The sequence below is a fragment of the Pseudofrankia coriaricola genome (assembly GCF_032027725.1).
GTDB lineage: Bacteria > Actinomycetota > Actinomycetes > Frankiales > Frankiaceae > Pseudofrankia.
In genome coordinates this window covers 14,583-39,922 of the sequence record NZ_JASNFO010000060.1, presented here as the reverse complement: position 1 = coordinate 39,922, position 25,340 = coordinate 14,583, and the positions used below count along the sequence as shown (strand labels likewise).

General features: G+C 71.0%; 24 protein-coding genes and 1 pseudogene. 14 read left to right on the top strand and 11 right to left on the bottom strand.

Annotated features, from left to right (window positions below):
• Positions 1-460 precede the first annotated feature (460 nt).
• On the top strand, positions 461-1,837 hold the full coding sequence (locus tag QOZ89_RS29300) for a nucleotide disphospho-sugar-binding domain-containing protein (RefSeq protein WP_241842430.1): 1,377 nt from the start codon (positions 461-463) through the stop codon (positions 1,835-1,837).
• A 40-nt stretch (positions 1,838-1,877) separates the two neighbouring features.
• A complete protein-coding gene (locus tag QOZ89_RS29295; protein WP_071054346.1) occupies positions 1,878-2,993 on the top strand; it encodes a phosphotransferase in 1,116 nt (371 codons plus the stop codon).
• A 114-nt stretch (positions 2,994-3,107) separates the two neighbouring features.
• On the opposite strand, the gene QOZ89_RS29290 is transcribed toward QOZ89_RS29295, so the two are convergent.
• A complete protein-coding gene (locus tag QOZ89_RS29290) occupies positions 3,108-3,908 on the bottom strand; it encodes a serine/threonine protein kinase (RefSeq protein ID WP_241842431.1) in 801 nt (266 codons plus the stop codon).
• Positions 3,909-4,391: 483 nt separating this feature from the next.
• Positions 4,392-5,093, bottom strand: a complete 702-nt coding sequence (locus QOZ89_RS29285; protein WP_071054348.1) for an SDR family oxidoreductase — start codon at positions 5,091-5,093, stop codon at positions 4,392-4,394.
• A 102-nt stretch (positions 5,094-5,195) separates the two neighbouring features.
• On the opposite strand from QOZ89_RS29285, the gene QOZ89_RS29280 reads away from it, so the two are divergent.
• Entirely contained in the window at positions 5,196-5,831 is a 636-nt protein-coding gene (locus tag QOZ89_RS29280; RefSeq protein WP_241842432.1) for a TetR/AcrR family transcriptional regulator, read from the top strand.
• A 13-nt stretch (positions 5,832-5,844) separates the two neighbouring features.
• Here the strand turns inward: QOZ89_RS29280 and QOZ89_RS29275 are convergent, their stop codons facing one another.
• The gene (locus QOZ89_RS29275; RefSeq protein ID WP_071054352.1) at positions 5,845-6,795 is read right to left on the bottom strand and encodes a TIGR03557 family F420-dependent LLM class oxidoreductase; all 951 of its coding nucleotides are present in this window, start codon (positions 6,793-6,795) and stop codon (positions 5,845-5,847) included.
• Positions 6,796-6,911: 116 nt separating this feature from the next.
• Here QOZ89_RS29275 and QOZ89_RS29270 point away from each other — a divergent pair, with 116 nt between their 5' ends.
• A complete protein-coding gene (locus QOZ89_RS29270) occupies positions 6,912-7,931 on the top strand; it encodes an alcohol dehydrogenase catalytic domain-containing protein (protein WP_071054354.1) in 1,020 nt (339 codons plus the stop codon).
• A gap of 83 nt (positions 7,932-8,014) precedes the next feature.
• Positions 8,015-8,965 (top strand): RNA polymerase sigma factor SigJ, encoded by a 951-nt coding sequence (gene sigJ / locus QOZ89_RS29265; RefSeq protein WP_083420092.1) that lies wholly within the window; start codon positions 8,015-8,017, stop codon positions 8,963-8,965.
• 21 nt (positions 8,966-8,986) lie between these two features.
• On the opposite strand, the gene QOZ89_RS29260 is transcribed toward sigJ, so the two are convergent.
• The 3 genes and pseudogenes from QOZ89_RS29260 to QOZ89_RS29255 form a co-directional block, all read right to left on the bottom strand.
• Complete coding sequence (locus QOZ89_RS29260; RefSeq protein ID WP_312626708.1) at positions 8,987-10,210, bottom strand: NAD(P)/FAD-dependent oxidoreductase; 1,224 nt, start codon at positions 10,208-10,210, stop codon at positions 8,987-8,989.
• Between the two features lie 126 nt (positions 10,211-10,336).
• Positions 10,337-10,414: pseudogene (locus QOZ89_RS47675) on the bottom strand (helix-turn-helix domain-containing protein); the annotation flags it as partial.
• Between the two features lie 72 nt (positions 10,415-10,486).
• The gene (locus QOZ89_RS29255) at positions 10,487-10,918 is read right to left on the bottom strand and encodes a PPOX class F420-dependent oxidoreductase (protein WP_312626705.1); all 432 of its coding nucleotides are present in this window, start codon (positions 10,916-10,918) and stop codon (positions 10,487-10,489) included.
• A gap of 261 nt (positions 10,919-11,179) precedes the next feature.
• On the opposite strand from QOZ89_RS29255, the gene QOZ89_RS29250 reads away from it, so the two are divergent.
• Together QOZ89_RS29250 and QOZ89_RS29245 are read left to right on the top strand one after the other, a co-directional pair.
• Entirely contained in the window at positions 11,180-11,809 is a 630-nt protein-coding gene (locus QOZ89_RS29250) for a ClpP family protease (protein WP_071054358.1), read from the top strand.
• Positions 11,806-12,393: a ClpP family protease gene (locus tag QOZ89_RS29245; RefSeq protein WP_312626700.1), complete on the top strand. Its 588-nt coding sequence runs from the start codon at positions 11,806-11,808 to the stop codon at positions 12,391-12,393. Before QOZ89_RS29250 ends, QOZ89_RS29245 begins: the two co-directional genes overlap by 4 nt.
• Before the next feature lie 43 nt (positions 12,394-12,436).
• On the opposite strand, the gene QOZ89_RS29240 is transcribed toward QOZ89_RS29245, so the two are convergent.
• Positions 12,437-13,627 (bottom strand): cytochrome P450, encoded by a 1,191-nt coding sequence (locus QOZ89_RS29240; protein WP_071054363.1) that lies wholly within the window; start codon positions 13,625-13,627, stop codon positions 12,437-12,439.
• A gap of 397 nt (positions 13,628-14,024) precedes the next feature.
• On the opposite strand from QOZ89_RS29240, the gene QOZ89_RS29235 reads away from it, so the two are divergent.
• On the top strand, positions 14,025-14,699 hold the full coding sequence (locus tag QOZ89_RS29235; protein ID WP_312626698.1) for a TetR/AcrR family transcriptional regulator: 675 nt from the start codon (positions 14,025-14,027) through the stop codon (positions 14,697-14,699).
• A gap of 65 nt (positions 14,700-14,764) precedes the next feature.
• Here QOZ89_RS29235 and QOZ89_RS29230 read toward each other — a convergent pair whose 3' ends face one another.
• Positions 14,765-15,712 (bottom strand): oxidoreductase, encoded by a 948-nt coding sequence (locus tag QOZ89_RS29230; RefSeq protein WP_071054406.1) that lies wholly within the window; start codon positions 15,710-15,712, stop codon positions 14,765-14,767.
• A 428-nt stretch (positions 15,713-16,140) separates the two neighbouring features.
• Here QOZ89_RS29230 and QOZ89_RS29225 point away from each other — a divergent pair, with 428 nt between their 5' ends.
• Positions 16,141-16,902 carry a hypothetical protein gene (locus QOZ89_RS29225; RefSeq protein ID WP_198543638.1) on the top strand — a complete coding sequence of 254 codons (762 nt, stop codon included), beginning with the start codon at positions 16,141-16,143 and terminating at the stop codon, positions 16,900-16,902.
• 122 nt (positions 16,903-17,024) lie between these two features.
• Positions 17,025-18,233 carry an amidohydrolase family protein gene (locus QOZ89_RS29220; protein ID WP_071054372.1) on the top strand — a complete coding sequence of 403 codons (1,209 nt, stop codon included), beginning with the start codon at positions 17,025-17,027 and terminating at the stop codon, positions 18,231-18,233.
• A 54-nt stretch (positions 18,234-18,287) separates the two neighbouring features.
• Here QOZ89_RS29220 and QOZ89_RS29215 read toward each other — a convergent pair whose 3' ends face one another.
• Together QOZ89_RS29215 and QOZ89_RS29210 are read right to left on the bottom strand one after the other, a co-directional pair.
• Positions 18,288-19,142 (bottom strand): glycosyltransferase family protein, encoded by an 855-nt coding sequence (locus tag QOZ89_RS29215; RefSeq protein ID WP_071054373.1) that lies wholly within the window; start codon positions 19,140-19,142, stop codon positions 18,288-18,290.
• Between the two features lie 144 nt (positions 19,143-19,286).
• Entirely contained in the window at positions 19,287-19,625 is a 339-nt protein-coding gene (locus QOZ89_RS29210) for a DMT family transporter (protein WP_071054374.1), read from the bottom strand.
• Between the two features lie 89 nt (positions 19,626-19,714).
• On the opposite strand from QOZ89_RS29210, the gene QOZ89_RS29205 reads away from it, so the two are divergent.
• Positions 19,715-20,314 carry a TetR/AcrR family transcriptional regulator gene (locus QOZ89_RS29205; protein ID WP_312626691.1) on the top strand — a complete coding sequence of 200 codons (600 nt, stop codon included), beginning with the start codon at positions 19,715-19,717 and terminating at the stop codon, positions 20,312-20,314.
• A 458-nt stretch (positions 20,315-20,772) separates the two neighbouring features.
• Here the strand turns inward: QOZ89_RS29205 and QOZ89_RS29200 are convergent, their stop codons facing one another.
• Complete coding sequence (locus tag QOZ89_RS29200) at positions 20,773-20,964, bottom strand: hypothetical protein (protein WP_071054376.1); 192 nt, start codon at positions 20,962-20,964, stop codon at positions 20,773-20,775.
• A gap of 592 nt (positions 20,965-21,556) precedes the next feature.
• Here QOZ89_RS29200 and QOZ89_RS29195 point away from each other — a divergent pair.
• The 3 genes from QOZ89_RS29195 (at position 21,557) to QOZ89_RS29185 (ending at position 25,167) form a co-directional block, all read left to right on the top strand.
• Positions 21,557-22,393: an SAM-dependent methyltransferase gene (locus QOZ89_RS29195; protein ID WP_083420094.1), complete on the top strand. Its 837-nt coding sequence runs from the start codon at positions 21,557-21,559 to the stop codon at positions 22,391-22,393.
• Positions 22,394-23,811: 1,418 nt separating this feature from the next.
• Positions 23,812-24,825, top strand: coding sequence for a hypothetical protein (locus QOZ89_RS29190; protein ID WP_312626687.1), 1,014 nt, complete (start codon positions 23,812-23,814; stop codon positions 24,823-24,825).
• Between the two features lie 36 nt (positions 24,826-24,861).
• Positions 24,862-25,167 carry a hypothetical protein gene (locus QOZ89_RS29185; RefSeq protein WP_083418523.1) on the top strand — a complete coding sequence of 102 codons (306 nt, stop codon included), beginning with the start codon at positions 24,862-24,864 and terminating at the stop codon, positions 25,165-25,167.
• The last annotated feature ends 173 nt before the right edge of the window (positions 25,168-25,340 follow it).

Genomic DNA, 25,340 nt, shown 5'->3' with positions numbered 1-25,340 from the left:
TGTATGGCCGTGGCGGGTGTGGTGCTGGGTCGGGATGTGGCTGGGTTGGCGCTGCGCTTATGGCGCCGTCACCCGGGGTTCCTGCCGGATTGGCGGAGCTTGCGGACGGGGTCCCTGCCGGATCGGCGAAGCCGATCTGGGAGGTCGTGATCTGGTAGGTCCGTGTGGTTGCGTATCACCTGGGGCTGATGGCGCTCCAGGCCACCGGCCGTGGCGGGTGTGGTGCTGGGCCAAGGACGTGGCTGAGTTGGCACCGCGCTAGAGGCGCCGTCGCTTTCTGTGGCTGGTTTGCGCGTGTTGGTCGCCAGGTCGTTGATCGCCAGGCCGGCGTGATCACACCTCGCGGGCGGCCTCTGCGCGGGATGACCAGGATGTCATGGTTGGGTTGTCCGGATACCTCGCGACAGCGTCGTCGCCTCCGGTTGGCGGGCGCCGCCCCGCCCCGGCCTCGGATATCGCGGTGGGAGCCACGGTGACGCTCACGGTGTTGTTCATGCCCGAGTCGGCCTACGGTCCGACCAACCAGTGCGTCGGGCTGGGGAAGGTGCTCCTGGACCGCGGGCACACGGTCGTGTTCGCCGCGGAGCGGTCCTGGGAGGGCAAGCTCGCGCCGTTCGGGTTCGTCGAGGCACTCGTCGACCTCGCGCCGCCGGACCCGGACGCGGCGGATGCCGCCGCCGGTCAGTTCTGGATCGACTTCATCAACGAGACCGCGCCGGAGTTCCGCAAGCCGACGATCGAGCAGCTCGCGACCTTCATCCAGCCCACCTACCAGGCGCTCATCGACGGGGCGAAGTACTGCGAGGCACAGCTGGCGGCGATCATCGCCGAGCACCGACCGGACGTGCTGGTCGAGGACAACGTCGTCGCCTTCCCGGCGCTGACCACCGCGGCCGGCGCCTTCGTCCGCATCGTCTCCTGCAACCCGCTCGAGGTCCGCGGCCCCGACGTCGCGCCGCTCTTCTCCGGATATCCCGAGAGCGACCGGTTGGGGTGGGCGGAGTACCTCGTCGAGCTCGACCGGACGCACCGGGAGACGCGAGCGGACTTCGACGCGTGGGTGCGGGCCCAGGGTGCCGCCCCGCTGCCGCCCGGCGACTTCATCCACACCTCGGCGCACGCGAATCTCTACGTGTACCCGGAGGAGCTCGATTACACGGATGCCCGGCCACTCGACGCGACCTGGCACCGACTGGACTCCAGCGTCCGGGAGACCGACGACCAGTACGACCTGCCGGCGGAGTTCGCCTCCCGCGACGCCGACGCGGCGCTCATCTACCTCTCGCTGGGCTCGCTGGGCAGCGCCGACATCGGGCTGATGCGGCGGCTCATCGACGTGCTGGGCACGACCCAGCACAAGGTGATCGTCAGCCTGGGGCCACGCGCCGAGGAGCTGGCGCTCGCGCCGAACATGGTGGGCGCGTCGATGCTGCCCCAGACAAAGGTCATCCCCCAGGTCGACCTGGTGATCACGCATGGCGGCAACAACACGACGACCGAGTGCATGCACTTCGGCAAGCCGATGATCCTGCTGCCGCTGTTCTGGGACCAGTACGACAACGCCCAGCGCGTCCACGAGCGGGGCTACGGCATCCGCCTGCCGACCTACGGGTTCGCCGACGGCGAGCTGCTGGCCGCGGTCGAGCAGCTGTTCGCCGACGGCGACCTGCGCGCGCGGGCGGCCGCGGCCGGCAAGGCGATCCGGGGCCGGGACGGCCTGCGCAAGGGTGCCGACGTCATCGAGCGGGTCGGACTGGCCCATGTCTCGGGCGGAACCGCCTCCCTCGGGGACCGGTTGACGTCGACTCCCGGGGACCCCCGCGGCGACGATGCCTGACGCCCCGCGCGGCCCGAGACCCGTGGCGGCGGGGTAGCCCGTGGACGGCTTCCCGGTCGTCGTCGAGGAAGTGGACGGTGTCTGGCGGTCGAGGCCGACCGGCCCCGGCGCGGGAGTCGCGCTGCTGGAGCTGCTGGCCGGGCCCGACGACCCGCCGGACGGGTTCCGGCTGACCCGGGGCGTTCGCCGGCCTGTCGGGCCGAGCGAGCGGCGGATCGCGGCCGACCAGACGAACGAGTCCTGGGTGGTCGGCGAGGCCGCGGTGGTCAAGTGGACGACCGAGCCGCTGGTCGGCCCGCACCCCGACCGGCTGCGCCGGCTCGCCGCCGCCCGCTTCGACCGGATGCCGGCGTTGTGGGGCCTCGTCGAGTGGCGCACGCCAGACGGCCACTGGGTGCCGGTCGCGACCGCCGTCGACGTCGTGCGCGGCGCGGAGGACGGCTGGACCTGGTGCGTCGAGGAGGCCCGTGCCGCGCTCGGCGTCGCCGAGCACCCGACACGCCCGTTCGCGGCTGAGCTCGGCGGCCTGACGGCGGCGATGCATCTGGCGCTGGCCGGCTCCCCCGCGCAGCGCGCGTCGGCGACGTATGCCGCCGACGCCCTCGCCGACGCCCGGCGGCTGCTGGCCCGGGTGAGCTCACCGTCGCTGGACGCCCACCGCGCGGCGATGGCCGAGGCACTGGACCCGCTCGGCGACGCGGCCGGGACGCCGCTCGTCGCCGTCCACGGCGACTTCCACGTCGGCCAGCTGCTGCGCGCGCCGGAGGGCGGACCGCTGTTCGTCATCGACTTCGACGGCAACCCCACTCTGGGCCCACGGCAACGGGCCGCCCGGCACCCGGCCGCGCTCGATGTCGCGGGCATGCTGATGTCGCTGGAGAACGTCGGGCATGTGGTCCGCCGCTACGCTCCCGACGTGCGTGACGACGCCGCGGCGGCCTGGACCGCCACCGTCCAGGGCGAGTTCCTCGACGCGTACCGCGCCGGGCTCGCCGCCGCCGGCCGCGGCGAGCTGCTCGACGAGTCGCTGCTGACGGCCTACGGCGCCCAGCAGCTGTGCCGCGAGCTCGCGTACGCCGAGTCCCACCTGCCCCACTGGCGGTACGTGCCGGAGGGCGCGCTGCGGCGCCGTTTCGGGCCGGGCCAGGCGGCGTGAACACCGAGCTTGTTCCGCGCCAACGCGAGTTTCCGTCGTGCGACTCTTTGGACTAGTGGCGCACGCGGGGGCGCCGTCTGGGCCTCGTCGCTCGGTGCCGGTTGAGCACTCAGGTCAGCCGCAGTGGGACCAGTCGCTGCCCCAGGAGACGCTGCCGAGGCTGCCGCCCCACTTCACGCAGATCGCCTTCGCGGACACCTTGGTCGGACCGGCGTAGTACTGGTAGGAGCCCGAGTCGGTCACCTTCGACGAGCCGTTCTGCGCCTGTACCCATGCCGACATCGACTGGGCCGTGCCCACGCCGGCGCCGGCCTTCAGCGTCACCACACAGTTGTTGCTGCCGTTGTACATCAACACGATCTTCGCCGTCGTGGAGCCGCTGGTCAGGGTGTGGCTGTCGATCTCGGAGTAGCCGGAACCGCACACCTGGGCGGCGGTGTAAGGGTTCTTCGTCGCGGTGCTGGATCCGGAGGGAGCCGGCGCGGTGGTGCGGGCCGCGGTGGTGCCGGGACTGGAGCCGGTCGAGCCGGAACCGGATCCGGTGCCCGTGCCCGACGTGGCGCCGGACGAGCCAGCACCCGAGCCCGACCCTGAACCCGACCCGGGTTCCGTGCCGACATCCGCGCTCGTACCACCGGCGACGGGGTCCGCCGCCCCGATGCCCTGCCCGGCGGGCCCCGGTTCGCCCGCCCCCTGGGCGGCCCCGCCGGCGGCCGAGCGCGCGCGGTCGTCCGACTTCCCGGATTTCGGTACCGAGGACCCGTCGGGGCCGGTTGCCGCCCCGTCCTTGCCACGGCCGTGCGGGCCGCCTCCGGCCGGGCCGGCTTGTGCCTCGCGGCCCGAGCCCCAGGGCGCCCACGCCAGCACCGAGATCCCAACGATCAGCACCACCACGCAGGCGGCGCCGGCGAGCACGTTGCGGCGCCGGTTCCGGCTAGGCGCGCGGCGCCTCGACCTCGCGGGCCCCGTCGGCCCTGCCGCCTCCGTCGACCGTATCGGTTCGGGTGGCCTCACCGGTTCTGGCTGTCCGACGGGTTCGGGCAGGACCATCGACGCCGGCAGCGGCCCGGTTGGCGCGTCGTGAATCGGGTCCAGAACGCCGGCCGCCCCAGTGCCCGGATCCGTCACCGCCATTGCCACAGAAGCGGCTGGTTCCGTCACACCCGGATCTGCTGGGGCTGGCGCGGCGCCACCTGGGGTGTCCGTCTCATCGCCTCCGCTCCGCGAGTGGGGTGGAGGTGCGGGCTACCCGCGCCAGGGCTCAGCGCGCAGCCAGTCGACCACCACTTTTCTCACCTTATCTTCCAGTAACAGTCGACATGCGACCGCCCGGAGCTGGCGCTCTCACCCTTGGGGATCGGCCTACTACCGAAAGTCATGGACTCCGGGTGGGGATGTCTAGGCGGCCAGCTGTGGGTAGAGGGCGGCGAGGTCGCCCGCGAGGGCGGCCTTGACCTGGCGGGTGGTGTCGTCCGCGAGAACCTCGAACCTGCCGGCCTCGACGCCGTCGAGGGCCAGGTCGGCGACCTCGCGCGGGTCTGCCTTCGGAGCGGTGACGGCGGCCGCCATATCAGTGTCGATGTATCCGACGTGCAGGCTGGTCACGCCGACGCCGCGCGGCCGCAGTTCGAGGCGCAGCGAGTTGGTCAGCGACCACAGCGCCGCTTTGGACGCCGCGTACGAGCCGCCGAGCGCGAACCAGGACAGGACCGAGGCGACGTTGAGGATGTGTCCGCCGCCGTTTGCCTCGATGACGGGCGCGAACGCCTGGGTCATCCGCAGCGGCCCGTAGAAGTTGGTCTCGAACTCCCGTCGGACGGCGTCTACGTCGCCGTCGAGAAAGGGAGCGGCGATGTATCCGCCGGCATTGTTGATCAGGATGGTCACGTCGTCCGCCAGCGCGGCGGCGGACGCCACCGCGGCCGGGTCGGTGACCTCGAGTGCCAACGGGATGGCACCGGGGTGGGTGACATCGCGGGGGTTGCGCGCGGTGGCGTAGATCTTCTTCGCGCCGCGGGCATACGCGGCGTCGACGAACGCCCGCCCGAGCCCGCGGCTGCCTCCGGTGACCAGCACGACGGCACCCTTGATCGCGGTCATGACCCACTCCTCGCCTAGATGGAAACCGATCGGTTTCCGATTCATCGAACAACGTAAACCGATCGGTTTCCCCAGGCAAGCCTGACGTTCTACCCTTGGGTGGTGAGCAGCACCACGTCCCCTGGGACTCATCCGCCCGCCGCGGTGGCCGCGGCGCCCTCGGCACCTCCGGCGCGGCCGGCGCCAGCCACCCGGGAGCGGCTGCTGGACGCGGCGGCGGAGCTGTTCTACCGAGAGGGCGTGGGGATCGGCGTCGAGGCGCTGTGCCAGGCGGCCGGCGTGTCCAAGCGGTCCATGTACCAGCTCTTCGACAGCAAGGACGCGGTGATCGCCGCGAGCCTGGACCGGTGGGCACGGACGCTGCGAGCGCAGATGTTCCCGGCCGCCGATGACGCCCGGCCACCGCGGGAACGGATCCTTGAGGTCTTCGAGTGGCTAGAGGCCGCCAGCGCCGATCCCGACTTCCGCGGCTGCCCGTTCGTCGGCACGGCGGTCGAGGTCAAGGACCCCGCGCACCCCGCCGCCGTTGTCGCCCGCCAGCACAAGCAGGCGCTCACGGACTTCTTCGCGGTCGAGGCGCGCCGGGCGGGTGCTCCGGACCCGGTGTTCCTCGCCGAGCAGCTCACCATGATCTACGACGGCGCCAGCGCCCGCGCCGTAGTCAGGGCGCAGCCCCTTGCCGGTATCGCGGTCACCACCGCGACGCTCCTGCTCGAGACCGCCGGCGTTCGCGACTAGATCGTTTCCCGCCTCACCGCAACAGCGGCAGGACCTCCTCGGCCAGGAAGTGGATCCCGCCCTCCTGGTCGGGCCCGATCTGCGAGATGTAGACCTCGTCGAATCCGGCCTCGATGTACGGGGCGATCGTCTCCGCCGCGCGCTTGGGGTCCGGCCCGCAGGCGACCGCCCGCGCGGTCTCCTCGGGGCTCGTCCGCGAGCCGAGTGCCTCGTATCCCTTCCACGTCGGCACATCCTGCGAGAGCTGGCCGTCGCTGCCCTCATGACCCCACAGCCGATGGGCGGTGCCGGCGGCCTCCTTCTCCGTCGGGGCCCAGCAGATCTTCAGGCCGGCCTGAGTACCGCCCATCCCGCCGTCGCGACGGTAGGTCTTCAGCCCTTCGGTGTCCGGCCGGGTGGTGATCCAGCCGTCACCCACCTGGGCGGCCAACCGGGTGGCCTTCGGGCCGAACCCGCTGATGTAGATCGGCGGCGACTCCTCCGGCCGGCTCCAGATCTTCGCGTTGTGCGCCGTGAAGTGCCGGCCCTCATGGGTCACGGTCTCCCCGGTCCACAGCTGGCGGATGAGCACCAGCGCCTCCTGGAGACGCTCGTGGCGGACGCTGACCGGCGGCCAGGCGTCGCCCAGGATGTGCTCGTTGAGCGCCTCGCCCGACCCGACGCCGAAGGTGAACCGACCCGGGGCGAGCGAGGCGACGGTGGCCGCCGCCTGGGCCAGGATCGCCGGGTGGATCCGGAACGTCGGGCAGGTCACGGCGGTCGTCAGGCGCAGGTTCGTCGTGGCGGCGAGCGCGCCGAGCACCGTCCAGACGAACGGGCTCTCCCCCTGGCTCGACTGCCACGGGTGGTAGTGGTCCGAGACCCACACCCGGTCGAAGCCGGCCCGCTCGGCGGCCTGCCCCACCTGGACGGTCCGGGGCGCGCTCAGCTCCTCGCTCGACAGGAGGTAGCCAAACTCACTCATGGGCGCCGCGTACCCGCCGCCGAGGGCGCAACACCCGCCAGGCGGCCCGGCTGTGGCGTTGCGCTCGCCGCCGTGGCCCGTGGCGCACGCTGGCCTAATGTCGAGCCGTGCCCGTGATGTATGCGAACGAGCTTGATGCACCCGCGCCGTTGGTCACGCGGCCGCTGACCTGGCGGCGGACCGCGCGGCCCGAGCCGGCCGCGGGCCAGCTGCTCATCGAGGTCGCCGGCTGCGGCGTGTGCCGGTCGAACCTGCACATGATCGAGGGTGACTGGGTCGACGGGGGCATTCCGGCTACCAGTCCGATCATTCCCGGGCACGAGGTCACCGGGCGCGTCGCCGAGCTCGGCGCAGGTGTCACCGAGTTCGCGGTCGGCGACCCGGTCGGCGTGCAGCCACTGTGGTGGACGTGCGAGGAATGCGAGTTCTGCCGCGGCGGACGCGAACAGCTCTGCCACCAGCGCAGGATCACCGGCGAGCACGTCAACGGCGGCTATGCCGAGTTCCTGCTCTCCCACGCCGCGCACACCTACCGCGTCCCGGACAACCTCGACCTCGTCGAGGCCGCGCCCCTCTTCTGCCCGGGTATCACGGCCTACGGCGCGGTGGACAAGCTCACGGTCGGCCCCAGCGACACCGTCGCCGTCTTCGGGCTCGGCGGCGTCGGCCACATGGCCATCCAGTTCGCCGCGCTCACCGGGGCGCGGGTCGTGGCCGTCGGCCGCGGCGAGGACCATCTCCAGGTCGCGCGAGAGCTGGGCGCGCACACCATCCACGCCGCCGACTCCGCGGCGCTCGCGCAGTTCGAGGACGCCGTCGACGCGGTCGTCACCTTCGCCCCCGCGGACGCGGTGAGCGAGCAGGCCCTGCGCGTCCTGAGATGGGGCGGCACGCTGGTCAGCGGTGTGCCGCTCAGCCTCGCCGGCTTCCCGTTCAACAAGGAACAGACGATCAGGGCCTCGCTGCTCGGCAGCCGTGCCCAGATGCGTGCTGTCCTGCGACTGGCGGCCGAGGGCCAGGTCCGCACCGTCGTGGACCGTTTCCCCATGCGGTCCGCGACCGACGTACTCAACCTCCTGGCCGAGGGCAAGCTCCGCTCCCGCGCGGTCCTCGAGAACCCCGCCCCCGGGCGCTAGCGCGGGCACGGGCCCTGGTCTGTCGAGACCGGCTCAAGCAGACTCGAGAGGCCAGCCGGAGGACAAGCGGGCGAGGAGGCGGGATGGCCGACAGCGCCGGCGTCGCGGACTCCGCCGAGGCCTCCGGGCCCGAGTCGCCGGAGGGGCCGGAGGGGCCGGAGGGGCCGGAGGGGCCGGACCCGGTCCGGTTGTTCGAGCGGCACCGGGCCCGCCTGCTGGCCGTCGCCTACCGGGTGCTCGGCCGGGCCGGCGACGCCGAGGACGTGGTGCAGGACGCCTGGTTGCGGTGGAGCACGACCGACGTGGCGCGGGTCGCGGACCCCGAGGCATACCTGGTGCGGATCGCGACCCGGCTGGCGATCGACCGGCTGCGCAGCGCCCAGGCACGCCGCGAGTCATATGTCGGTCCGTGGCTGCCTGAACCAATGCTCACCAGCCCGGACGTGGCCGAGGACGTCGCGCTGGCCGACTCGGTGTCGACCGCGCTGCTGTTGGTCCTGGAGGCGCTGTCACCGATCGAGCGGGCGGTCTTCGTGCTGCGGGAGGCGTTCGGCTACCCGTACGGCGAGATCGCGGAGATCGTCGGTCACACCGAGGCGACCGCCCGGCAGACCGCGCGGCACGCCCGCGAACACGTCGAGGCTCGGCACACCCGCTACAACACCGACCGAGCCACCCGAACGGTCGTGACCGAACGGTTCCTGGACGCGGCCGCCGGCGGTGATCTACAGGCGCTCATGTCCGTGCTGGCGCCGGACGTCGAGCTGGTCAGCGACGGCGGCGGGCTCGCGCCGGCGCCCCGCAAGGCGATCCACGGCCTGGAGCTGGTGGCCCGGGCGCTGGCCACCTTCGCCGGCCGGATGCCGCCTGAACCGAGCGTCGAGCTCGTGGCGCTCAACGGCGGCCCCGGCATCGTGATCCGGTCCGGGAGGGAGCCGGTGGTGGCCATCACCCTGCATCTCGTGGATGGCCTGGTGAAAACCATCCACCTGGTCAGCAACCCGGAGAAGCTGACCGGGCTACGGCAGGGATGACGACCGCCACCGGCTCCCCGCTCACCGACCGCGTCGGAGCCACCGCGGCCCGCGGCCCGGTACCAGCATCAGTATCGGCACGTTGAACCACCGCGAAAGCCGGAAGAACGCGGGCGGGCTGCCGCTGACCAGCTCCTTGTACCGGACGGCCGCCCGGCCCTTGAGGTACCAGCGGCGCGGGCTGTCGTCGGCATGGGTGAACTGGATGACCGCGTCCCGGCGGCCCAGACTCACCGGCTGGTGGATGTAGCCGAACCGGAACGGCTTCGGCCGGCGGCCTCGCAGCCGGCGGCCGATGCTGTCCGCGGCGTGCGCGGCGGTCGGGATCCCGCTCTGACAGGTGCCGTGGATCATTCCCCAGGGCTGGCGTACCGCGGCCGCGTCGCCGACGGCGTAGACCGCCGGATCCGACTCGGACCGCAGCGCCTCGTCGACGAGGATCCTGCCCTGGGCGTCGACCGCGAGGCCGGCCTGCTCGGCCAGCGGAAGCGCCCGGACACCAATGGTCCAGACGACGGCGTCCGCCGCCACCGGCTCCGGGTCGCCAGCCACCTCGACCCCCGCGGGCAGCACCTTCGTGACGTCCGCTCCGGAGCGAACCTCGACGCCGAGCCGGTCGAGCCCCCGGTTCAGGTACGCCCGGGCGGCGTCGCCCATCATCGGGCCCGGCTCGTCCCGGCTGAGCAGGGTGACGCCCAGGCCAGGGAACGTCTCCGCGATCTCAGCGGCCGACTCGACGCCGGTGAGGCCGGCGCCGACCACGGCGACCCGGCCGGCCGCCGCGGCGAGCTCGGTCAGCCGGCCCGCCAGCCGGGCCGCCGCCGGGCCGGCGAGGGTGTACGCGTGGTCGGCCGCACCTGGCACGGCGTCGGTTTCCGTGACGCTTCCGAGCGCGTACACGAGGATGTCGTAGCCGAGCTGCCGGCGGCCGTCCTGGGTGTCGACGTCCACGGTGCGCGCGGTCCGGTCCAGCCCGACGGCCAGACCCCGCATGAACGCGACGCCCGTGCCGGCGAGCAGATCCGGGAGGCGGTGGTCGGCAAGCCGTTGGCCGGTGGACAGCTGGTGCAGCCGTAGCCGCTCGACAAATCGGTCGGACGGGTTCACCAGGGTTACCCGGCCGCCGCGGCGCCGAGTCCGTCGGGCCACCCGCACAGCGGCCAGTACGCCGGCGTAGCCGCCGCCCAGCACCAGGATGCGGGTTCCGCTCTGCTCGCCGCCCAGGGTGTGGTTCTCGTGTGACATGGAGAGTCCTTCGCGGTGGATGGCGCCCCTGTCGAGCGCCGCTCACCCCGAGGACGAGACGAACCCGCCGAGCCGTGAAACAGCTAGGAAGTGACCCCCGTCACAGCGACTGTCGGGCCGCGCACTTCACTCCTCCACCCACTCGAGCAGGTCGCCGGGCTGGCATTCGAGTACCCGGCACATGGCCTCCAGGGTGCTGAAGCCGCACCCAGAAGACCGACGCGGCCGTCAGCGGCCACCTCAGGTACGCACAGTCCGGCGGGATCCGCCCGCGGGCTACGCCCCGCCGGACGTTGCCCCCGCCCCGGGCTCCGCGCCGCCAAGGGTGATGACGATTCCGACGTCCCCATAGGGGAACGGCCCTTTACCAAGGTGGCCGAGCGTGTTGAAGAATTTCGAGATCCCCACCATGACTCCGTATTTCGCCCGCACCTTGCTCTGGATCTCGTCGAATTCGACGCCGGACGTCACCATCTCCGCCGTCCCATCGGAGAGAGCCGAACCGGCCTTGACGCGGCCGCGGGCGTCCGACGGCTGCACGGTCACCTTTGGGTTGTTGCGTAGCCGCTTGTACTTGCCGGACGCGGACGATGTCCAGAAGCCGACCTGACCGCCTTCCAGCGGCACGATCCAGGTCGTGGTGGGCACGCCGGAGCCGTTCCTGCGAAAGGTCGTGACTGCCACGTACTTTTCGTCACTGAGCGCCATGTCCGAAGAGTGTAGGTCCCTACCTGGGCATCTCACGGTCTCCGCCCCACCCGGCGACTGCCTCGTCGGCATTCGAGCATTACCGCGCGGCGGGCGCCGAGCGCTGTCAGCCGAGCATGGCGAGCCGAGCAAGGGAAGCAGTCACCCGCGGCCTCGGCCGGCAGCTCCGACCGGCCCCCTCGGCCGGTCGTCTGCCGTCAGCAAATCTGCCGCGGGCAGACCGCGGGGCCGACCGGCCAGACGATCTCGCAGAGTTGAGGCATGAGTGGTGAACCGAGGCCCCCGCTGTTCAACGACCGGATGCGACAGGACCTCTATGCGCAACGTGTCCTCGTGCTCGATGGCCCGTTGGACGATGACAACGGCACATTGCTGGCCACGCAGATGATCGCGCTGGCGGCCGAGGACGCCTCGGCCGACATCGCGCTGTGGATCCACTCCCCCGGCGGGTCGGTGCCGTCCATGCTGGCCATCCGCGACGTCATCCAGCTCATCCCCTGCGACGTGTCCACCCTGGCGCTCGGCATCGCCTACAGCGCCGGCCAGTTCCTGCTGTCGTCGGGCGCCAGGGGAAAGCGGCGCGCCATGCCGCATGCCCGCGTCCTGATGCACCAGGGCTCAGCCGGGATCGCCGGCACGGCGGTCGACATCGAGCTGCAGGCGAACGACCTGCGCCATACCCGGGACACGGTGCTCCGGCTCATCGCCGAGGACACCGGCCAGGCCGTCGACCGGATCTTCGAGGACTCGCTGCACGACCGCTGGTTCACAGCGCAGGAGGCCCTCGACTACGGCTTCATCGACGCGATCGTGGGGGCCTTCGACGAGGTCGCCCCGCGCGGCCGCCGGCCCATCGGGATCGGGCTCTCCGCCGACCGGGCCGCCCGATGAGCACCTACACGATCCCGAACGTCATCGCGCAGCATCCGCGCGGTGACCGCGTCATGGATGTCTACTCGCACCTGCTCACCGAGCGAATCATCTATCTCGGGACCGCGATCGACTCCGGTGTCGCGAACGCGCTGGTCGCGCAGCTGCTCTATCTGGAGGCGGACGCCCCCGACCGGGACATCCAGCTTTACATCAACTGCGAGGGCGGCGACCCGAGCGCGATGCTCGGTATCTACGACACCCTGCGCTACATCCGGCCCAATGTGGCGACGACCTGCGTGGGACAGGCCGTCGCGGTCGGCGCCGTCCTCCTGGCCGCGGGCGCGGAGGGCAAACGCGCCGTGCTTCCCCACGCGCGCGTCATCCTGCACCAGCCCGCGGCGCAGGGCCGCGGCGCGATCCCCGACCTCATCCTCCAGGCCGACGAGGTCGTCCGCGTCCGGGCGGACATCGAGCACATCCTCGCCCGGCACACCGGGCAGAGCACCGCGACGCTGCGCGCCGACACGGACCACGACCGGGTCTTCACCGCGGCCGCGGCGAAGGAATACGGCCTCATCGACCAGGTGATCGAGCAGCGCTAGGCCTCCGGCCTCCGAGGCCCAAGAAGGCCTAGGAGGCCGCCGGTCAGGCCCGTGAGCAGGTGACGACGGCGCCGCGGAGTTCGTAGCTCATGAGGCCGTCGCACCAGGTCATGTCCGGGGTGCGTTCGAGACGGACGTCGGGCAGGCGCAGGAGGGCGTCCAGGAACACCCGGGTCTCGGCGATCGCCACCTGGGCGCCGGGGCACCGGTGGCTGCCGTCGCCGAAGCTCATGTAGGAGCCGACGCCCTTCTGCCGGCTGGCCCGGTCGGGGTCGAGCGCGTGCGGGCAGGCGCCCACCGTTTCCGAGTCGACGTTGGCGGCTCGGATGTTGACCGCGAGCAGTTCTCCGGCCTTGACGGAGTCCGGCCCCAGGTCGGCGTCCTCGGTGGCACGCCGGTGCAGCATCGCGGCCACGGGCTCGAGGCGGAGGATCTCCTCGAGGATCGCGATCTGGTCGGCCTCGTCGCCGGCCGCGAAGCGGGCACGCAGGGCGTCGTCGTCGAAGAGGTGCCAGGCGGCCATCACGATGAACTCACGGGTGGTGACCATGCCGGCGACGGCGTAGGTCATGCATTCGATGAGGATCGCCTTGTCCGGGTAGCCCTCTTCGATCAGGTGCGAGATGACATCCTCGCGCCGCTGCTCGCGGCGGGACCTGATCGCGGGACGCACGTCGCGGCCGAAGAACCGCATCGCGTGCACGGCGGTCACGGCCTGGGCGCCAAAGCGGATGACGGGATGCATGCCGCGCAGCCGGGTGCCGAGCAAGGTGGCCTGGATGCGTTTGGCCATCCCGGACTGGTCGCTGTCCGTCAGGCCGACGATCTCCGCGGCCACCGCGACGGCCAGCTTGTAGCTGAGCTCGTCGAGCCGCCCTCTTCCATCGGCGCGCACCTGGGCGAGCAGTTCGTCAGTGGTGCGCTCCATAACCAGGCGGTGGCGGGAGCTGATGGCCTTCGGGGTGAAGAAGCGGGCGATCGCCGTGCGCCGGCCGCGATGGGTGTCGCCGTCGAGGAAGAAGACCGGGCAGAACTCGTCATCCGGGTTCATCCCGTCGGAGCCCGCGCCCGCCTGGCGCATCTGCGCGCTGCGCAGGATCGCACGGCCTAACTGAAAGTTGCCGACGACCCGCGCCCCGGCATCGGCGTGCACGCGCTGGGCCGCCAGTGCCGCCGACTTGCGGTCGTCGCGAGTCGAGTCCATCGGACGCGCGGGGAGCTCCGTAGCCGTCACAGCCGCCTCCAGACAGGGCCGAACCGGTGGATGTCAGACAACGACGGGCACAGCGTAAGCCATCTCGTGCAAGAAGTCTTGCGCGAGATGGCGTCGGACCGGGATCGCCGAGGCACGGACCAGCCCGGCGCGCGCACCCCTTGGACGGCGACGCCGACGTGGTGAGGCCTGGCTGGCGTGGCTGGCGTAGTGAGGTGGCTGGCGTAGTGAGGCCTGGCTGGCGTAGTGAGATGTGGTCGACGTGGTGAGGCGCGGGCGACTAGGTTCGACGCCGGACCGCGCTCCCGCCGTGGCGGTTGGGCCCTTTCGGGAGCGGCGGCCGCCGGTCAGCCGGCGGCGCCCGTCAGCCGGCGGCATCCGGCGACAAGCCAGGTGACACGCACAGACGGGAGAACCGGTGGTTGTCGGCGGCGCCGGGGGCGCTCAGGCCGCTGGTGGGCCTGGAGACTCAGGCGGCCACCCGCCGAGGCCCCACTCCTTCAAGAACTCGCAGCGGTCCAAGCAGGCCGCGGCGACCCGGGAGCGGATCGTCACCGCGGCCACCGACATCGTCCACGACCTGCCGAACTGGGACTGGCGAAGCCTCACGATCCGAGCCGTGGCCCAGCGGGCCGGCGTGAACGAAAGCACGGTCTACCGGCATTTCGCGACCGAGCGAAACCTTCGCGACACCGTCCTACGCCGGCTTGAGACCGAGGCCGGGGTCGAGCTGGAGACCCTCCGCCTCGACAACTTCGGCCAGACCATCGCGCAGACCTTCGCCTACCTGGCGACCTTTCCGATAGACCGGCCGCCCCTCGACGACCCGACGTTCGCCGCGCTCGACCAGCGCCGCCGCGGCGCACTCCGGGCCGCCCTGGCCCAGTCGGCGTCCGGCTGGACCGACAGCGAGCGCGAGATGGCCGCCGCGGCGCTGGACGCCTACTGGAGCGTTTCGACGTTCGAACGTATGATCACAACCTGGAATCTCGATCCCGACGAGGCGACGCGCGCCGCCACCTGGGTCATCGGCCTCATAGCCGCCGCGGTACGAGAAGGACACAGCCCACGGCGGCCCGACACCGAGGGCTGATCCACGCACGGGCGACGGGCGACGCGTGGATCGGTCGATCGGGTGGCGCGCAGCGGACGACCGGTTCAGAGCGGGTAGGTCACCGCGGTCAGCTGTTCCGAGTGCTCCCATAGACGCGCGGCGGCCTCGGGATCGCGCGACGCCGCGTTGGAGGAGACCAGGACCGGGCGTCCGGTCATTCTCAGCAGCCCGGACGGGCCGTAGTACTGGCCGCCTTCCGATGCCGGATCCGCCGCCGCGCGCATGATGGGCAGGGAGCCCTTGTGCGCGGAGTGCACGATCGGGTTGGGGACGCGGTCAATCACCTGCTTGACCTTCCGCCTCATCGGGCCGTCGCCACCGAAGCCCCCGGCATCGGTGTTCGCGCCGCCAGGATGCGCGGCGAGGGACCGGGCCGGCGCGCCCGCCTTCTCCAGCCGGCGCTGCAGCTCGTAGGAGAAGAGCAGGTTCGCGAGCTTCGACCGGCCATAGCCCCGTAGCGGCTTGTAGCCCCGCGCGAAGGCGAGGTCGTCGAAGTCGATCTTCCCCATCCGGTGCCCGTTGCTGCCGACCGTCACGATCCTGCCCGCGTCGGCGGCCAGGACGGCGTTCAGCACGAGCCCGGTGAAGGCGAAGTGGCCGAGGTGGTTGATCCCGAAATGCTGCTCGAAGCCGTCCTCCGTCTGCCCGTAGGGCAGCATGATCACGCCGGCGTTGTTGATGAGCAGATCGATGACGGGACGTTCGGCCACCAGCGCGTCGGCGGCCTTGCGCACCGAGGCGAGCGAGTTGAGGTCCATCTCCAGCGTGGAGACGTCTCCCTCGGGGGCGACAGCCCGGATGCGGTCGACGGCGTCCCGCGCCCTGGCTGGGTTGCGGCACGCCAGCACGACCGTCGCGCCCCGCCCGGCGAGCACCTTGGCGGCCTCGAAACCGATCCCGGAGTTCGCGCCCGTGATGACGGCCGTTCTCCCGGTCAGGTCAGGAACGTCGTCCGCGTTCCAGCGTCGCCGCCGCCCCGATGCTCCCACCATGACGGCCTCCACGCTCGATGAGGACAAGGTCCGCGGGCTGTGCGCCGCGCTCGCCTACCGACGCCCGCGGGCCTCACCCAAGCGCCACACCGATCATCCGGCGCCGGCCGCGGACAAGCCGACGCGAGACCGGGCCAGTGGAACAGTGGGCCGCTTCCGTGACGAGGCGGACATTCGACACAACTATAGGGTGCCGCCGTCGCGCCGCAAACAGGACAGCGACTGGCCGGAGCCGAGGCCTTTCCGCCGCGAGAAGTCCAGGCAGGCCAGAGCGTCGAGGCGCACTGGTGGGCCGGCGCGGGCGAGCCGGGCGGAGGCGGTCGAGACCCCGGCCGAGCCTGGCCACGGGCTTGTGACCCGCAACCCTCTCCGTTAAGTTAGGCGAACCTAATATCAAGGCAGCCTTACTGGAGGTCGCGGTGGAGCGGATGGCGGGTCTTCCCGATGGCGGTGCCGTCCCGCACCACGCCGAACTCGTGGCGGCCGGGCGCGCTCTGACCGCGTCCGCGGACTACGGCAGCCTCGCGCTCTGGGGCGGCCGGGTCGCCCACGGTCTGCGCTTCACCAGTCGCCGCCTCGATGGCATGCTGATCCCGAGCGCACCCACAAAACAGACAGTCACGGACACGGACGCGGGATCCATGGATCGGCAGGAGGACCCCTCGGCGGCCGGCCACGCCGCCGACGGGCAGCCCGCCGTCGACTCGTCGCACCGCGACACGTCCGCCCGCGACCTTCCCCCGGACGACCTTCCCCCGGACGAGCAGCCGACGGCCGGCCCGGCCGCGGGTGAATACGCCACCGGCGTCGAGCAGATCGCCGATCTGCACGCCGACTGGCCGACGGGCGCCGTCCACCGCTTGCTCATGCTCGCGCCTGGCGCGATCGGCCAGTTGCTCGGAGCGGACGACCATGCCTGCCGCTTCCAGTTCTGCGGCCTCGGCGGCCCGGTGACCGAGCAGGCCCGCTGGGTCTCGGTCGCCTTCGGCGGCTGGGTCGCCGCGGTGCCAGTGGCGGACGCGGCCACGCTCACCAGCCACTTCGCCGAGCGGCACCCCACCGGCGACCTGTTCGACCTCGGCGGGCAATGGGCGATGCTCGAGATCGACGTGGTCGAGGCCTTCATCCGGACCGCGCACGGTGGCGTGCGCCTCGATACCGACGACGCGCGTTCGATGCTCGCCCCCTGAGCGGAACACCGAGAGAGCCGAAGAGGCGACCCCTCGCGACGGCGAGTGCGACTAGGATCGTAGAGAGTAAACGCTCGCGAACAACTGCGCCGAAGGCGACCGGCGAGAACCAGGAGCACACGATGCCGAGGCCGAACTGGCAGCTGCTTCCAGACCCCGAGCCGCAGGACCGCAGCTACTCGATCGTCTCGGTGGACGATCATCTCACCGAACCCGCCGACGTCTTCGTCAAGCGCTTCCCGGAGCGGCTCCGCGACAGGGCACCCCAGGTGATCACGACGCCGGACGGGTCGGAGGCCTGGCTCTACCGCGACCGGCTCTACCGCGACAACGGGATGAGCGTCGTCGCTGGGCGCCCGAAATCCGAGTGGACCCTCGACCCGCTGAACTTCAGCGAGATGCGCCGGGCCGCGTGGGACGTCCACGCGCGGGTGAAGGACATGGACCTCGACGGCATCTGGGCGTCGCTGTGCTTCCCCTCCGGGGCGTGGGGCTTCACCGGCCGCGTGCTGTCGATGAACAACGACGAGGAGGTCGGGCTCGCCGCGGTCCGGGCGTGGAACAGCTGGATGCTCGAGGAGTGGCACGGCGCGTACCCGGAGCGTTTCATCCCGATGCAGCTGCCCTGGTTCAAGGACCCGAAGGTCGCCGCCGACGAGATCCGGCGCAATGCCGAGCTCGGCTTCACGTCGGTGTCGTTCCTTGAGTCGCCGCACCTGCTCAAGCTCCCGCCGATCACCAACCACAAGCACTGGGAGCCGTTCTTCAAGGCCTGCGAGGAGACCGACACGGTCATCTCGCTGCACTGCGGCGCGAGCGGCTTCGTCCTGCAGGGCTCGCCCGGTGGCGGCCTGAACGTGCAGACGTCGCTCTTCCCGGCGGGCGCGTTCTGCGCCGCTGTCGACTGGGTGTGGGCGGGCATCCCGGCGCTCTACCCGAACCTCAAGATCGCGCTGAGCGAGGGCGGCATCGGCTGGGTGCCGATGGCCATCAACCGCCTCGACTATGTCCTTGAGCACTCCGGCAGCGGCGGCACGCCGTGGACATACGACGTGACGCCGAGCGAGGCGCTGCGCCGGAACTTCTACTTCTGCATGCTCGACGACCCCGGCACGCTCGACCAGCGCCACATGATCGGCGTCGACCACATCCTGTTCGAGACGGACTTCCCGCACGCCGACTCGACCTGGCCGGGCTCGCAGGATCTGCTGCGCAAGCGCTTCGCCGACATCCCACGGCACGAGGCCGTGATGATCGCCGGTGGCAACGCCGCCAGGCTGTTCCGCCAGCCGCTCCCCCAGGCCAGCGACTGGCCGACGCTCGTCCCGTAGGCCAGCACCCGCCGCCGTCTCCTTGTATCTGTGGAGACGGCGGCGGAGGCGACCTCAGCGCCTGACGAGCAGGTGCGGAGGCGGAGGGCCGAAGCGTCCGCGGAGGAAGTCGACGAGCCCTCGCACGCGTCCTTCAAGGTTCCAGTAGGGGCCGCGCCGGGCCGGGACGACCACGCCCGAGGCGAGATGCCACAGCGCGACGCAGAAGCGGATGAACACGTGGTAGCGGCCGAAGTGTTCCCGCACGAGCAGCAGGGTGTTGCGAAGCTGCAGGTAGTCGATGGCCGCGGAGGCCGAGCCGACGTACGGGTTCTTGACCATCGCCCCTCGCACGAGCCCGGATTCCCAGCCGGCGTCCCTCGCCCGTAGCGCGAGGTCCGCCTCCTCGCAGTACGCGAAGTAGCGCTCGTCGAAGATGCCGACCTCGTCGAGGCACGCGCGCCGGGCCAACATCAGCGTGCCGTGTGGGTGGCCGACCGGCTCCCAGCCCTCGTCGACGCTCGCGGGCACGAGGATCCCGCCGAAGTACGGGTCGATGACCGGCGTCATTCCGTCGCCGACGTCGGCGCACGCCAGCCCCGCTCGTGGCCGCTCCGCCAGCAGGCTCAGCATGTGGCCCAGGCAGGTGGGCTCGGGCAGCGCATCGTGCGGCGCGAGCACCACCCATTCCCCCGCGTTCTCGTCGGCGAGAAACGCGCGGTATCCGACGTTGGCCGCGGGCCCGAACCCCAGGTTGCCGCCGGCCAGCACGACCGCGACGTCGGCGGCCTCGACCGGCGGCATTGCCACGGATCCGTTGTCGACGACCGTGATCGTGACAGGGACATCTTGCGCACGGAACGCGTCGATCGTGTCGACGAGTCGCTCCGGCTGGTCGCGGTGGACGAGGATGACCGATAGAGGCTGCACGGACCAGTGCTACATCAGTGGGCGGATGCCAGGCGAAACCGGGCCCGCAATGCCGTCGTTCCCGTCGTTCCCGTCGGGCCATCGCGTCGGCCATCGCCGGCGCGAGCCGTTCCGCTCCGCGTCATCCGGCCGATCCACCTCGGCTCATGCGGCGGATCCCGAGGCGCCGACCAGATTCAGGCCGATCACGCCGGCAATGATCAGCGCGAGCGAGACGGCCTTGGCCCAGGTCATCGCCTCGCCGAGGAAGAACACCCCGACGACGGCCACCGCCGCGGTGCCGACGCCCGCCCAGATCGCGTAGGTCACCGACACCGACAGGGTGCGGACCACCAGGGCAAGCAGCCAGATGGAAAGGCCGTAACCGAGCAGCACAACCGCGGACCACAGCGGGTCCTTGAAGCCGTCGGCGCGGGGGAGCAGCGCGGAGGCCGCGACCTCGCTGCCGATCGCGGCGACGAGCAGGGCAAGGGCTGCGTTCATGACATCCCTCCGGACGTAGCGAACGCTACAAGTGTAGCGGTCGCTACGTCCGGATGTAGCGAACGCTACACCCCTACTATGTGGGCCTCATGGGGCGCCGAGAGGACCTGCTCGACCAGGTAACCGACCATGTGTTCGAGCATGGGCTCATCGGCCTGACGCTCCGCCCCGTCGCCGCCGCGATCGGCACCAGCGATCGGATGCTCATCTACCACTTCGGCAGCCGCGACGAGCTTGTCGCGGCTGTCGTCACGCGCGCGGAGGACCGGGCGGTCGCCGCCGTCGACGCGCTTCCCGGGGCCGCCGGAGTACATGCGGGCGTCAACGCCCTGTGGGCGGCCGTCCAGAGGGACCCGCTCCACCGCTGCACGGACATCTACGTGCAGGCCGCGGCAACCGGGCTGATCGGCCAGGAGCGCTTCGCCACCATTGTCAGGGAGGCGAACGAACGATGGGTGCGGGCTCTGCGGGACTATCTCGTCCGCTGCGGAGCATCCCCGGAGTCGGTCGGCCGTGTCGTCCGGCTCGTCGACTCCAGTCTGTACGGATTCCACCTCGACCTGAGCACCGATCGACCCGACGAGCTCGCCGGGGGCGTCGATGACCTCGCGGCCGCCGCCCAGGCCATCGCCGACGGATGGGACCTGGCGGCCCTCGGCCATGCAGAGGCACTACACACTGATCAATAAGGCACTACGCGCTGATCGATCTACAACTGGCCGGAGCCTAGGGCCGGCGGGGCCGCGTCCGGCGACGACGGGGATCCACGGCGGGACGACGGGGATCCACAGCTGGGGGACCTTCCGCGGCGGGCGCGCCGAGGCCGGCCGCTCCGGCGGTGGTCGACGTGGCCGTGGCCGGTTCGGCGCTGGCCGTTCCGGCATCGGTCGGCCCGAAGTCGGGCGTCTGGAAGAGCCCGGTCGTCAGCGGCGGCGCCCCGCGCCGTGGCACGACGAGCTCTGGTTCGAGCGCGGAGAAGAGGGAGGTCGAGGTTGTGTCGATGGGGCCGTCTCACTTTCAGGACGTGGCGGTCGAACGGAATGATCAGGCAGGACGCCGCCCGGGACGCGGACGAAGCCGTCCGCGGCCTTGACGGAGCTGGGCGACCTCGGGTTCCGAAGATCGAGGTCGCTCGGCGTCGGAGGCGTCAGAGATGGGACATCTTGCTGAACGGGCTCGGGATGCGGACCTGCCTGGATCCGAAATCGACGAGTACGGCGATCTCCTCCTCGACACGGATGACCCGGCCGAGACCGTACGTGTCGTGGATGACCCGGTCCCCGAGGGCGAACTGTTCGCACCGTGGAGTGACCGGCGCCTTGAAGGGGCTGGTGGGCAAGTGGCGCTTCGGTGCCGCAGGCCTTGTCATTGGTTCCAGTATGCGCCTGCCGAGCCAGTCAGGTGGTTCATAGCGTCGGTCAGATGGGTCGGTCGGGGCTGGAGGCCCGCCCTTGGGGGCGCGGAGGGCCTGTTGGGCCGGGCTCGGGCCACCGATCTCGACCATGAGCACCGACCCGCCGGCACCACTCCGGCCCGCACCGAGACTCCGGCGCCGAGCCGGTCGGCGGTCAGCCGGCGGCGAGCCCGCGGCGAGCCGCGCAGGCCGTCGCGCACTCGGCCATCATCATGACGCTTCGTCGCGTCGGAATCAGCCCGGGCGGCGCGTTCCAGCGCCCCGCTGGAGCGCGCCGTCGTCTGGGTCCGTGTCGCGTGGGTCAGCGTCGCGCGCCGCGGAGGGCGCCGCCGTCTCTCTGGCCGTCGTGGTCCTGTCTCAATGGCCGACAGGGTGGATGTTGTGTGTCGCGAAGTAGCGTCACCCAGAGCGGGCAGATGACTCCATCGGCGGACAGCCTGCCGATATCGTCGACATGCCCCACCTGCCACCGCGGTCACCGGGACCGTTCGGGGCCCGGCTCTCGACTGGCGGAACGATGACAAGCTGGGATTTCACGTCCGCGGCACCCGACGACACGCCGGGTAGTCAGGTCACGGATCTTCGGACTGATCAGCCGACGCCGGCACGCATGTACGACTACTTCCTCGGCGGCAAGGACAACTTCGAGGTTGACCGGGAGGCCGCCGCCAAGGTCGACGCCGCGCTCGGCCGGACGGTGACCTACGACGTCGTCTGGGAGAACCGCCGGTTCCTGCAGCGGGCGACCCGGTGGCTTGCCAGCGCGGGCATCGACCAGTTCCTCGACATCGGTACCGGGCTACCCACTCAGGGTAACGTTCACGAGATCGCCAAGCAGGTCATCCCCGCGCCGCACGTGGTCTACGTCGACAACGACCCGATCGTGCTGGCTCACGGGCGCGCGCTGCTGGCCAGCGACCACACCACAAAGATCATCACCGCGGATGCGCGGGATCCGGCGGGAATCCTGACGCATCCGGACGCGACCGCGCTGCTCGACTTCTCCCGGCCCGTCGCCGTGCTCCTGGTAGCCCTGTTTCACTTCATCCAGGACACCGAGGACCCGGCCGGTCTGCTCGCCCAGTTCCTGGACGCGGTCCCCTCGGGCTCCTATCTGGTCCTGTCTCACCTGACGACGGACGGGCCCCCGGCCGAGGGCGTGGCCCGCACGGAGGCGGCATATCGCAACGCCACCTCGCCCATGACGTTCCGGCCACGGGCCACGATCGCGAGTTTCTTCGACGACCTGGATCTCGTCGAGCCCGGCCTCGTCCGGCCCTGGCAGTGGCACCCTGGCGACGACGAGAGCCCACGCACTGAGTGGCTGTACGGCGGCGTCGCCCGCAAGCCCTGATCCGAACACCCCCGATATCCCGATACCCCGCAGCCTAAAGCGGAGGGGTGGGACGACGGCTGTGACAGGCGGCCTCGGCCGCTCACAGTCGGAGTCATCGCCCACCCAGACGGAATGTGGACCACCCAGCGGATCCGTGACCTCCTCATGGATTTCGCCGGCTGGGCAACCGGGTTCCGGTTCCTGATACACGGTCGCGCCGGGCGTTTCACCGTCTCGTTCGACGCGTCGTCTCCAGTGCGGGCATCACCGACGTCAGGGTCCTACCCGATTTCCTCAGGCAGGCGCCCCCCCGCGGAGAGGTTCGTCCGCACCATCCGCGCCGAGGAACCGACCGCATACTGATCTTCGGCGAACGGCACCCGCGCATCGTGCTGGCCGACTACCGCGGCACCGCTCAGGACGACGCCACACCGCGCCCTCCACGTCCAGCCGTCTCGCCCAGACCACCCGGGCGCCGACACCACGACCGACCGGATCATGGGCCGTACGTCCTCGGCGGTCTGGTCGACAGATGCGACACGGCCGCGTAAAACCGCAGGTCATCCCTGATGGCCGAGTTCCGGCACCCACGAGGCTGGATGAGACAGCCAATTGAGACGGGCGGGGCGGGAAGCGGGCGAGACCGGCCCGCCAGATCCGACGGCGCACCGGGCACGTCGGCGATGATGGTGAGCGGCGCCCCGCTCAAGGTGCGGCGGACCTAGATCGTCATGTGGCATCCGCCACGTCCGACGGCGCGAAACGATGACCGCTGACCGATGGCCGGGCACAGCCGGCGGCTCTCACCGCGGACCGGGACAGTCACCTCGCCCGAAGTCGGATTCGAGAACCTGCTTCAACCCGCGGCGACAGAATCCTACGGACCGGTTCGATATTTCGAGCGCCTTGCGACAGCGCCTTGCGACCGTCGGCGTCCGAAGCCTGCGCGGAGGGCGCCACGATGTTGTCCCGAAGTCCTGGTCGTGCGACCTTGCCGCGCATCAGGCCACCGAGTTTTCTGGCGATGCAGCGTTCCGCGGTCGTTCGTGGCGCGCCAGGCGGGCAGGCAAAGGGGAAAGATGACGAGGGAGCGCGTGCGGAGCTATGGGCTTGCGAGACCCGATCTACATCGTCCGGGGTGGACTGACCCGAACCGGACCGGACCGGTTGGTCCGAGTGCTCCGCACGCCGTCGCCTCTGATCGTTGCCGGCGCAACGAAGCCGGTGGTCAGACGCCCGACATCCCCGCATCCGCGGCACTCGGGCCGTATTATCCGCAGCTACCGGGGCGGGGGGTCGGGGAACCCGCCGGTAGGCCCATCCCCCCGCCCGACGCGCTGGCGGCGCGCGTGCGAGGGGACCGGAGAAAGGACCTGCGCAGTGCCGCGAACCCATCCTTCAGCGAGCTTCCCAGTCGCCGCGCGGACGGTGTGTGGGTGAGCCTCGTGGGAGCACGCCCCAAAGGGCCACGCCCAGATCTGAAGGATGGATCCCAGAAAATCCTCCTGACCCGCCTGAACGAACTCAACAACCCCTATCGGGTCAGCTACGACATGGTTGCCCGGCAGCTCTGGCCAGATCAGGGACCCCCCAAGATCCACCGTTCCCGGACCCGGGATCTGAGCCGTCAGTTCCGCGGCGAGAAGGCCATCGAATGGCGAGTCGTCGAGATCTACGTCAACCTGCTTTTCGCCGAGGCCGACCCGGCGCTGACGGCCGAGCTCCCGGTCCTCCGTGAGCTGCACGCGCAGGCGTTCGAGACGACCGTCGACCCCGACGGCGCTCCCGCCCCCGCTCCCGCCCCCGCCCCTGAGCCCAAGGCCGCGCCGATCGACCCGGCCTACGTCGCCGAGCTGGAACGCCAGTTGGCGGAGGCCCGGACCCGTGCGTCCTTCGCCACCGCGCTGCTCGTGATCGTGCAGGCGGAGAACACGGCGCTACGCGGCCGCGGCTCGTCCTTCGACTGGTTCAACCAGCCTTCCCGCTCGGGCGGCACCGCGGCCCTGGCCTCCGAAGCCGGCTCCCGCTCGCGCACCGGCAGGCGGGCCACCGCCGGGTCGGCCACAGCGGCCTCCACGGCCGACCCGGCCGCCGGACGACCCGCCGGTGGCCGTGCCAAAAGCACCAGGTCCGGCACCGAGGCCTCCCAGCCGATCGACCCGGCCACCACGCCGATCCGGCGCCAGGACTACCGCTCCGGGCAGCGCCGCCGCTCTGGCTTGAACAAACCGTCTCTGGCCGACGCCTTCCCGCCCGGTGTCCGCACGCCGGCCTACCCCGCCGTCGCGCCGCCAGCCCCGTCGCCGGCGCTGGCCGCTCCCGCTCCCGCCCGCAACCGCTCGGCATCGAGCTCCCAGCGCCGCGCCCAGACACCCGACCCAGTCACCGACGACTCCAGCCTGGACGTCCTGGTCAGCCACGAGAAACGCCGCCGCGGCAAGAACGGCTGAGGCTCCGGCCTCATCGGTCTCGTCGAGAGAGAACGCGTGCAGCCCGTATTTGTCGATCCGTGGTCGGACCTCCGTGGAGGCGGACCTGCCGAACATCGGCAGCGTGAAGCTCTGGCGACCGAGCTTCGCAAGGAGGTGGCCACTGGCCATCCTCTGCACCGGCAGGCCTTCGAGGTCGTTGCCCGATCAGAGACCAAAGACGACATCATCATCATGCTGGCAGGTGGTGGCTGGGCCCGGGTGCATCTCACCTGGCAGCGCCCCGACATACCTCCCTGGCCCTCCACCACCATCTACGACACCATCTGCGCCCTCGAAGAGGACCTCCGCTGGTCAGACTGAGCAAACAGCCGAAAGCATGATTTCCTATTCAGGTGGGGTGCCCCGCGCCGACCAGTAGCTTTTATTACCGCCAGAGTTGTAGCAAGGCGATGACCTCCGAAGCGGTGAACTCGTAACGCTGGCTCAGCCTGTGACCAGGTCTCGCGGGCCGGAACGATGACAACGATCGTGGT

Bases quoted from the DNA above. Each gene is read 5' to 3' on its own strand.
- QOZ89_RS29285 (WP_071054348.1), bottom strand. From the start codon at position 5,093: ATGACCGCGATCAAGGGTGCCGTCGTGCTGGTCACCGGAGGCAGCCGC.
- QOZ89_RS29275 (WP_071054352.1), bottom strand. From the start codon at position 6,795: ATGAGTGAGTTTGGCTACCTCCTGTCGAGCGAGGAGCTGAGCGCGCCC.
- QOZ89_RS29270 (WP_071054354.1), top strand. From the start codon at position 6,912: ATGTATGCGAACGAGCTTGATGCACCCGCGCCGTTGGTCACGCGGCCG.
- sigJ (WP_083420092.1), top strand. From the start codon at position 8,015: ATGGCCGACAGCGCCGGCGTCGCGGACTCCGCCGAGGCCTCCGGGCCC.
- QOZ89_RS29260 (WP_312626708.1), bottom strand. From the start codon at position 10,210: ATGTCACACGAGAACCACACCCTGGGCGGCGAGCAGAGCGGAACCCGC.
- QOZ89_RS29255 (WP_312626705.1), bottom strand. From the start codon at position 10,918: ATGGCGCTCAGTGACGAAAAGTACGTGGCAGTCACGACCTTTCGCAGG.
- QOZ89_RS29250 (WP_071054358.1), top strand. From the start codon at position 11,180: ATGAGTGGTGAACCGAGGCCCCCGCTGTTCAACGACCGGATGCGACAG.
- QOZ89_RS29245 (WP_312626700.1), top strand. From the start codon at position 11,806: ATGAGCACCTACACGATCCCGAACGTCATCGCGCAGCATCCGCGCGGT.
- QOZ89_RS29230 (WP_071054406.1), bottom strand. From the start codon at position 15,712: ATGGTGGGAGCATCGGGGCGGCGGCGACGCTGGAACGCGGACGACGTT.
- QOZ89_RS29225 (WP_198543638.1), top strand. From the start codon at position 16,141: ATGGCGGGTCTTCCCGATGGCGGTGCCGTCCCGCACCACGCCGAACTC.
- QOZ89_RS29220 (WP_071054372.1), top strand. From the start codon at position 17,025: ATGCCGAGGCCGAACTGGCAGCTGCTTCCAGACCCCGAGCCGCAGGAC.
- QOZ89_RS29210 (WP_071054374.1), bottom strand. From the start codon at position 19,625: ATGAACGCAGCCCTTGCCCTGCTCGTCGCCGCGATCGGCAGCGAGGTC.
- QOZ89_RS29205 (WP_312626691.1), top strand. From the start codon at position 19,715: ATGGGGCGCCGAGAGGACCTGCTCGACCAGGTAACCGACCATGTGTTC.
- QOZ89_RS29195 (WP_083420094.1), top strand. From the start codon at position 21,557: ATGACAAGCTGGGATTTCACGTCCGCGGCACCCGACGACACGCCGGGT.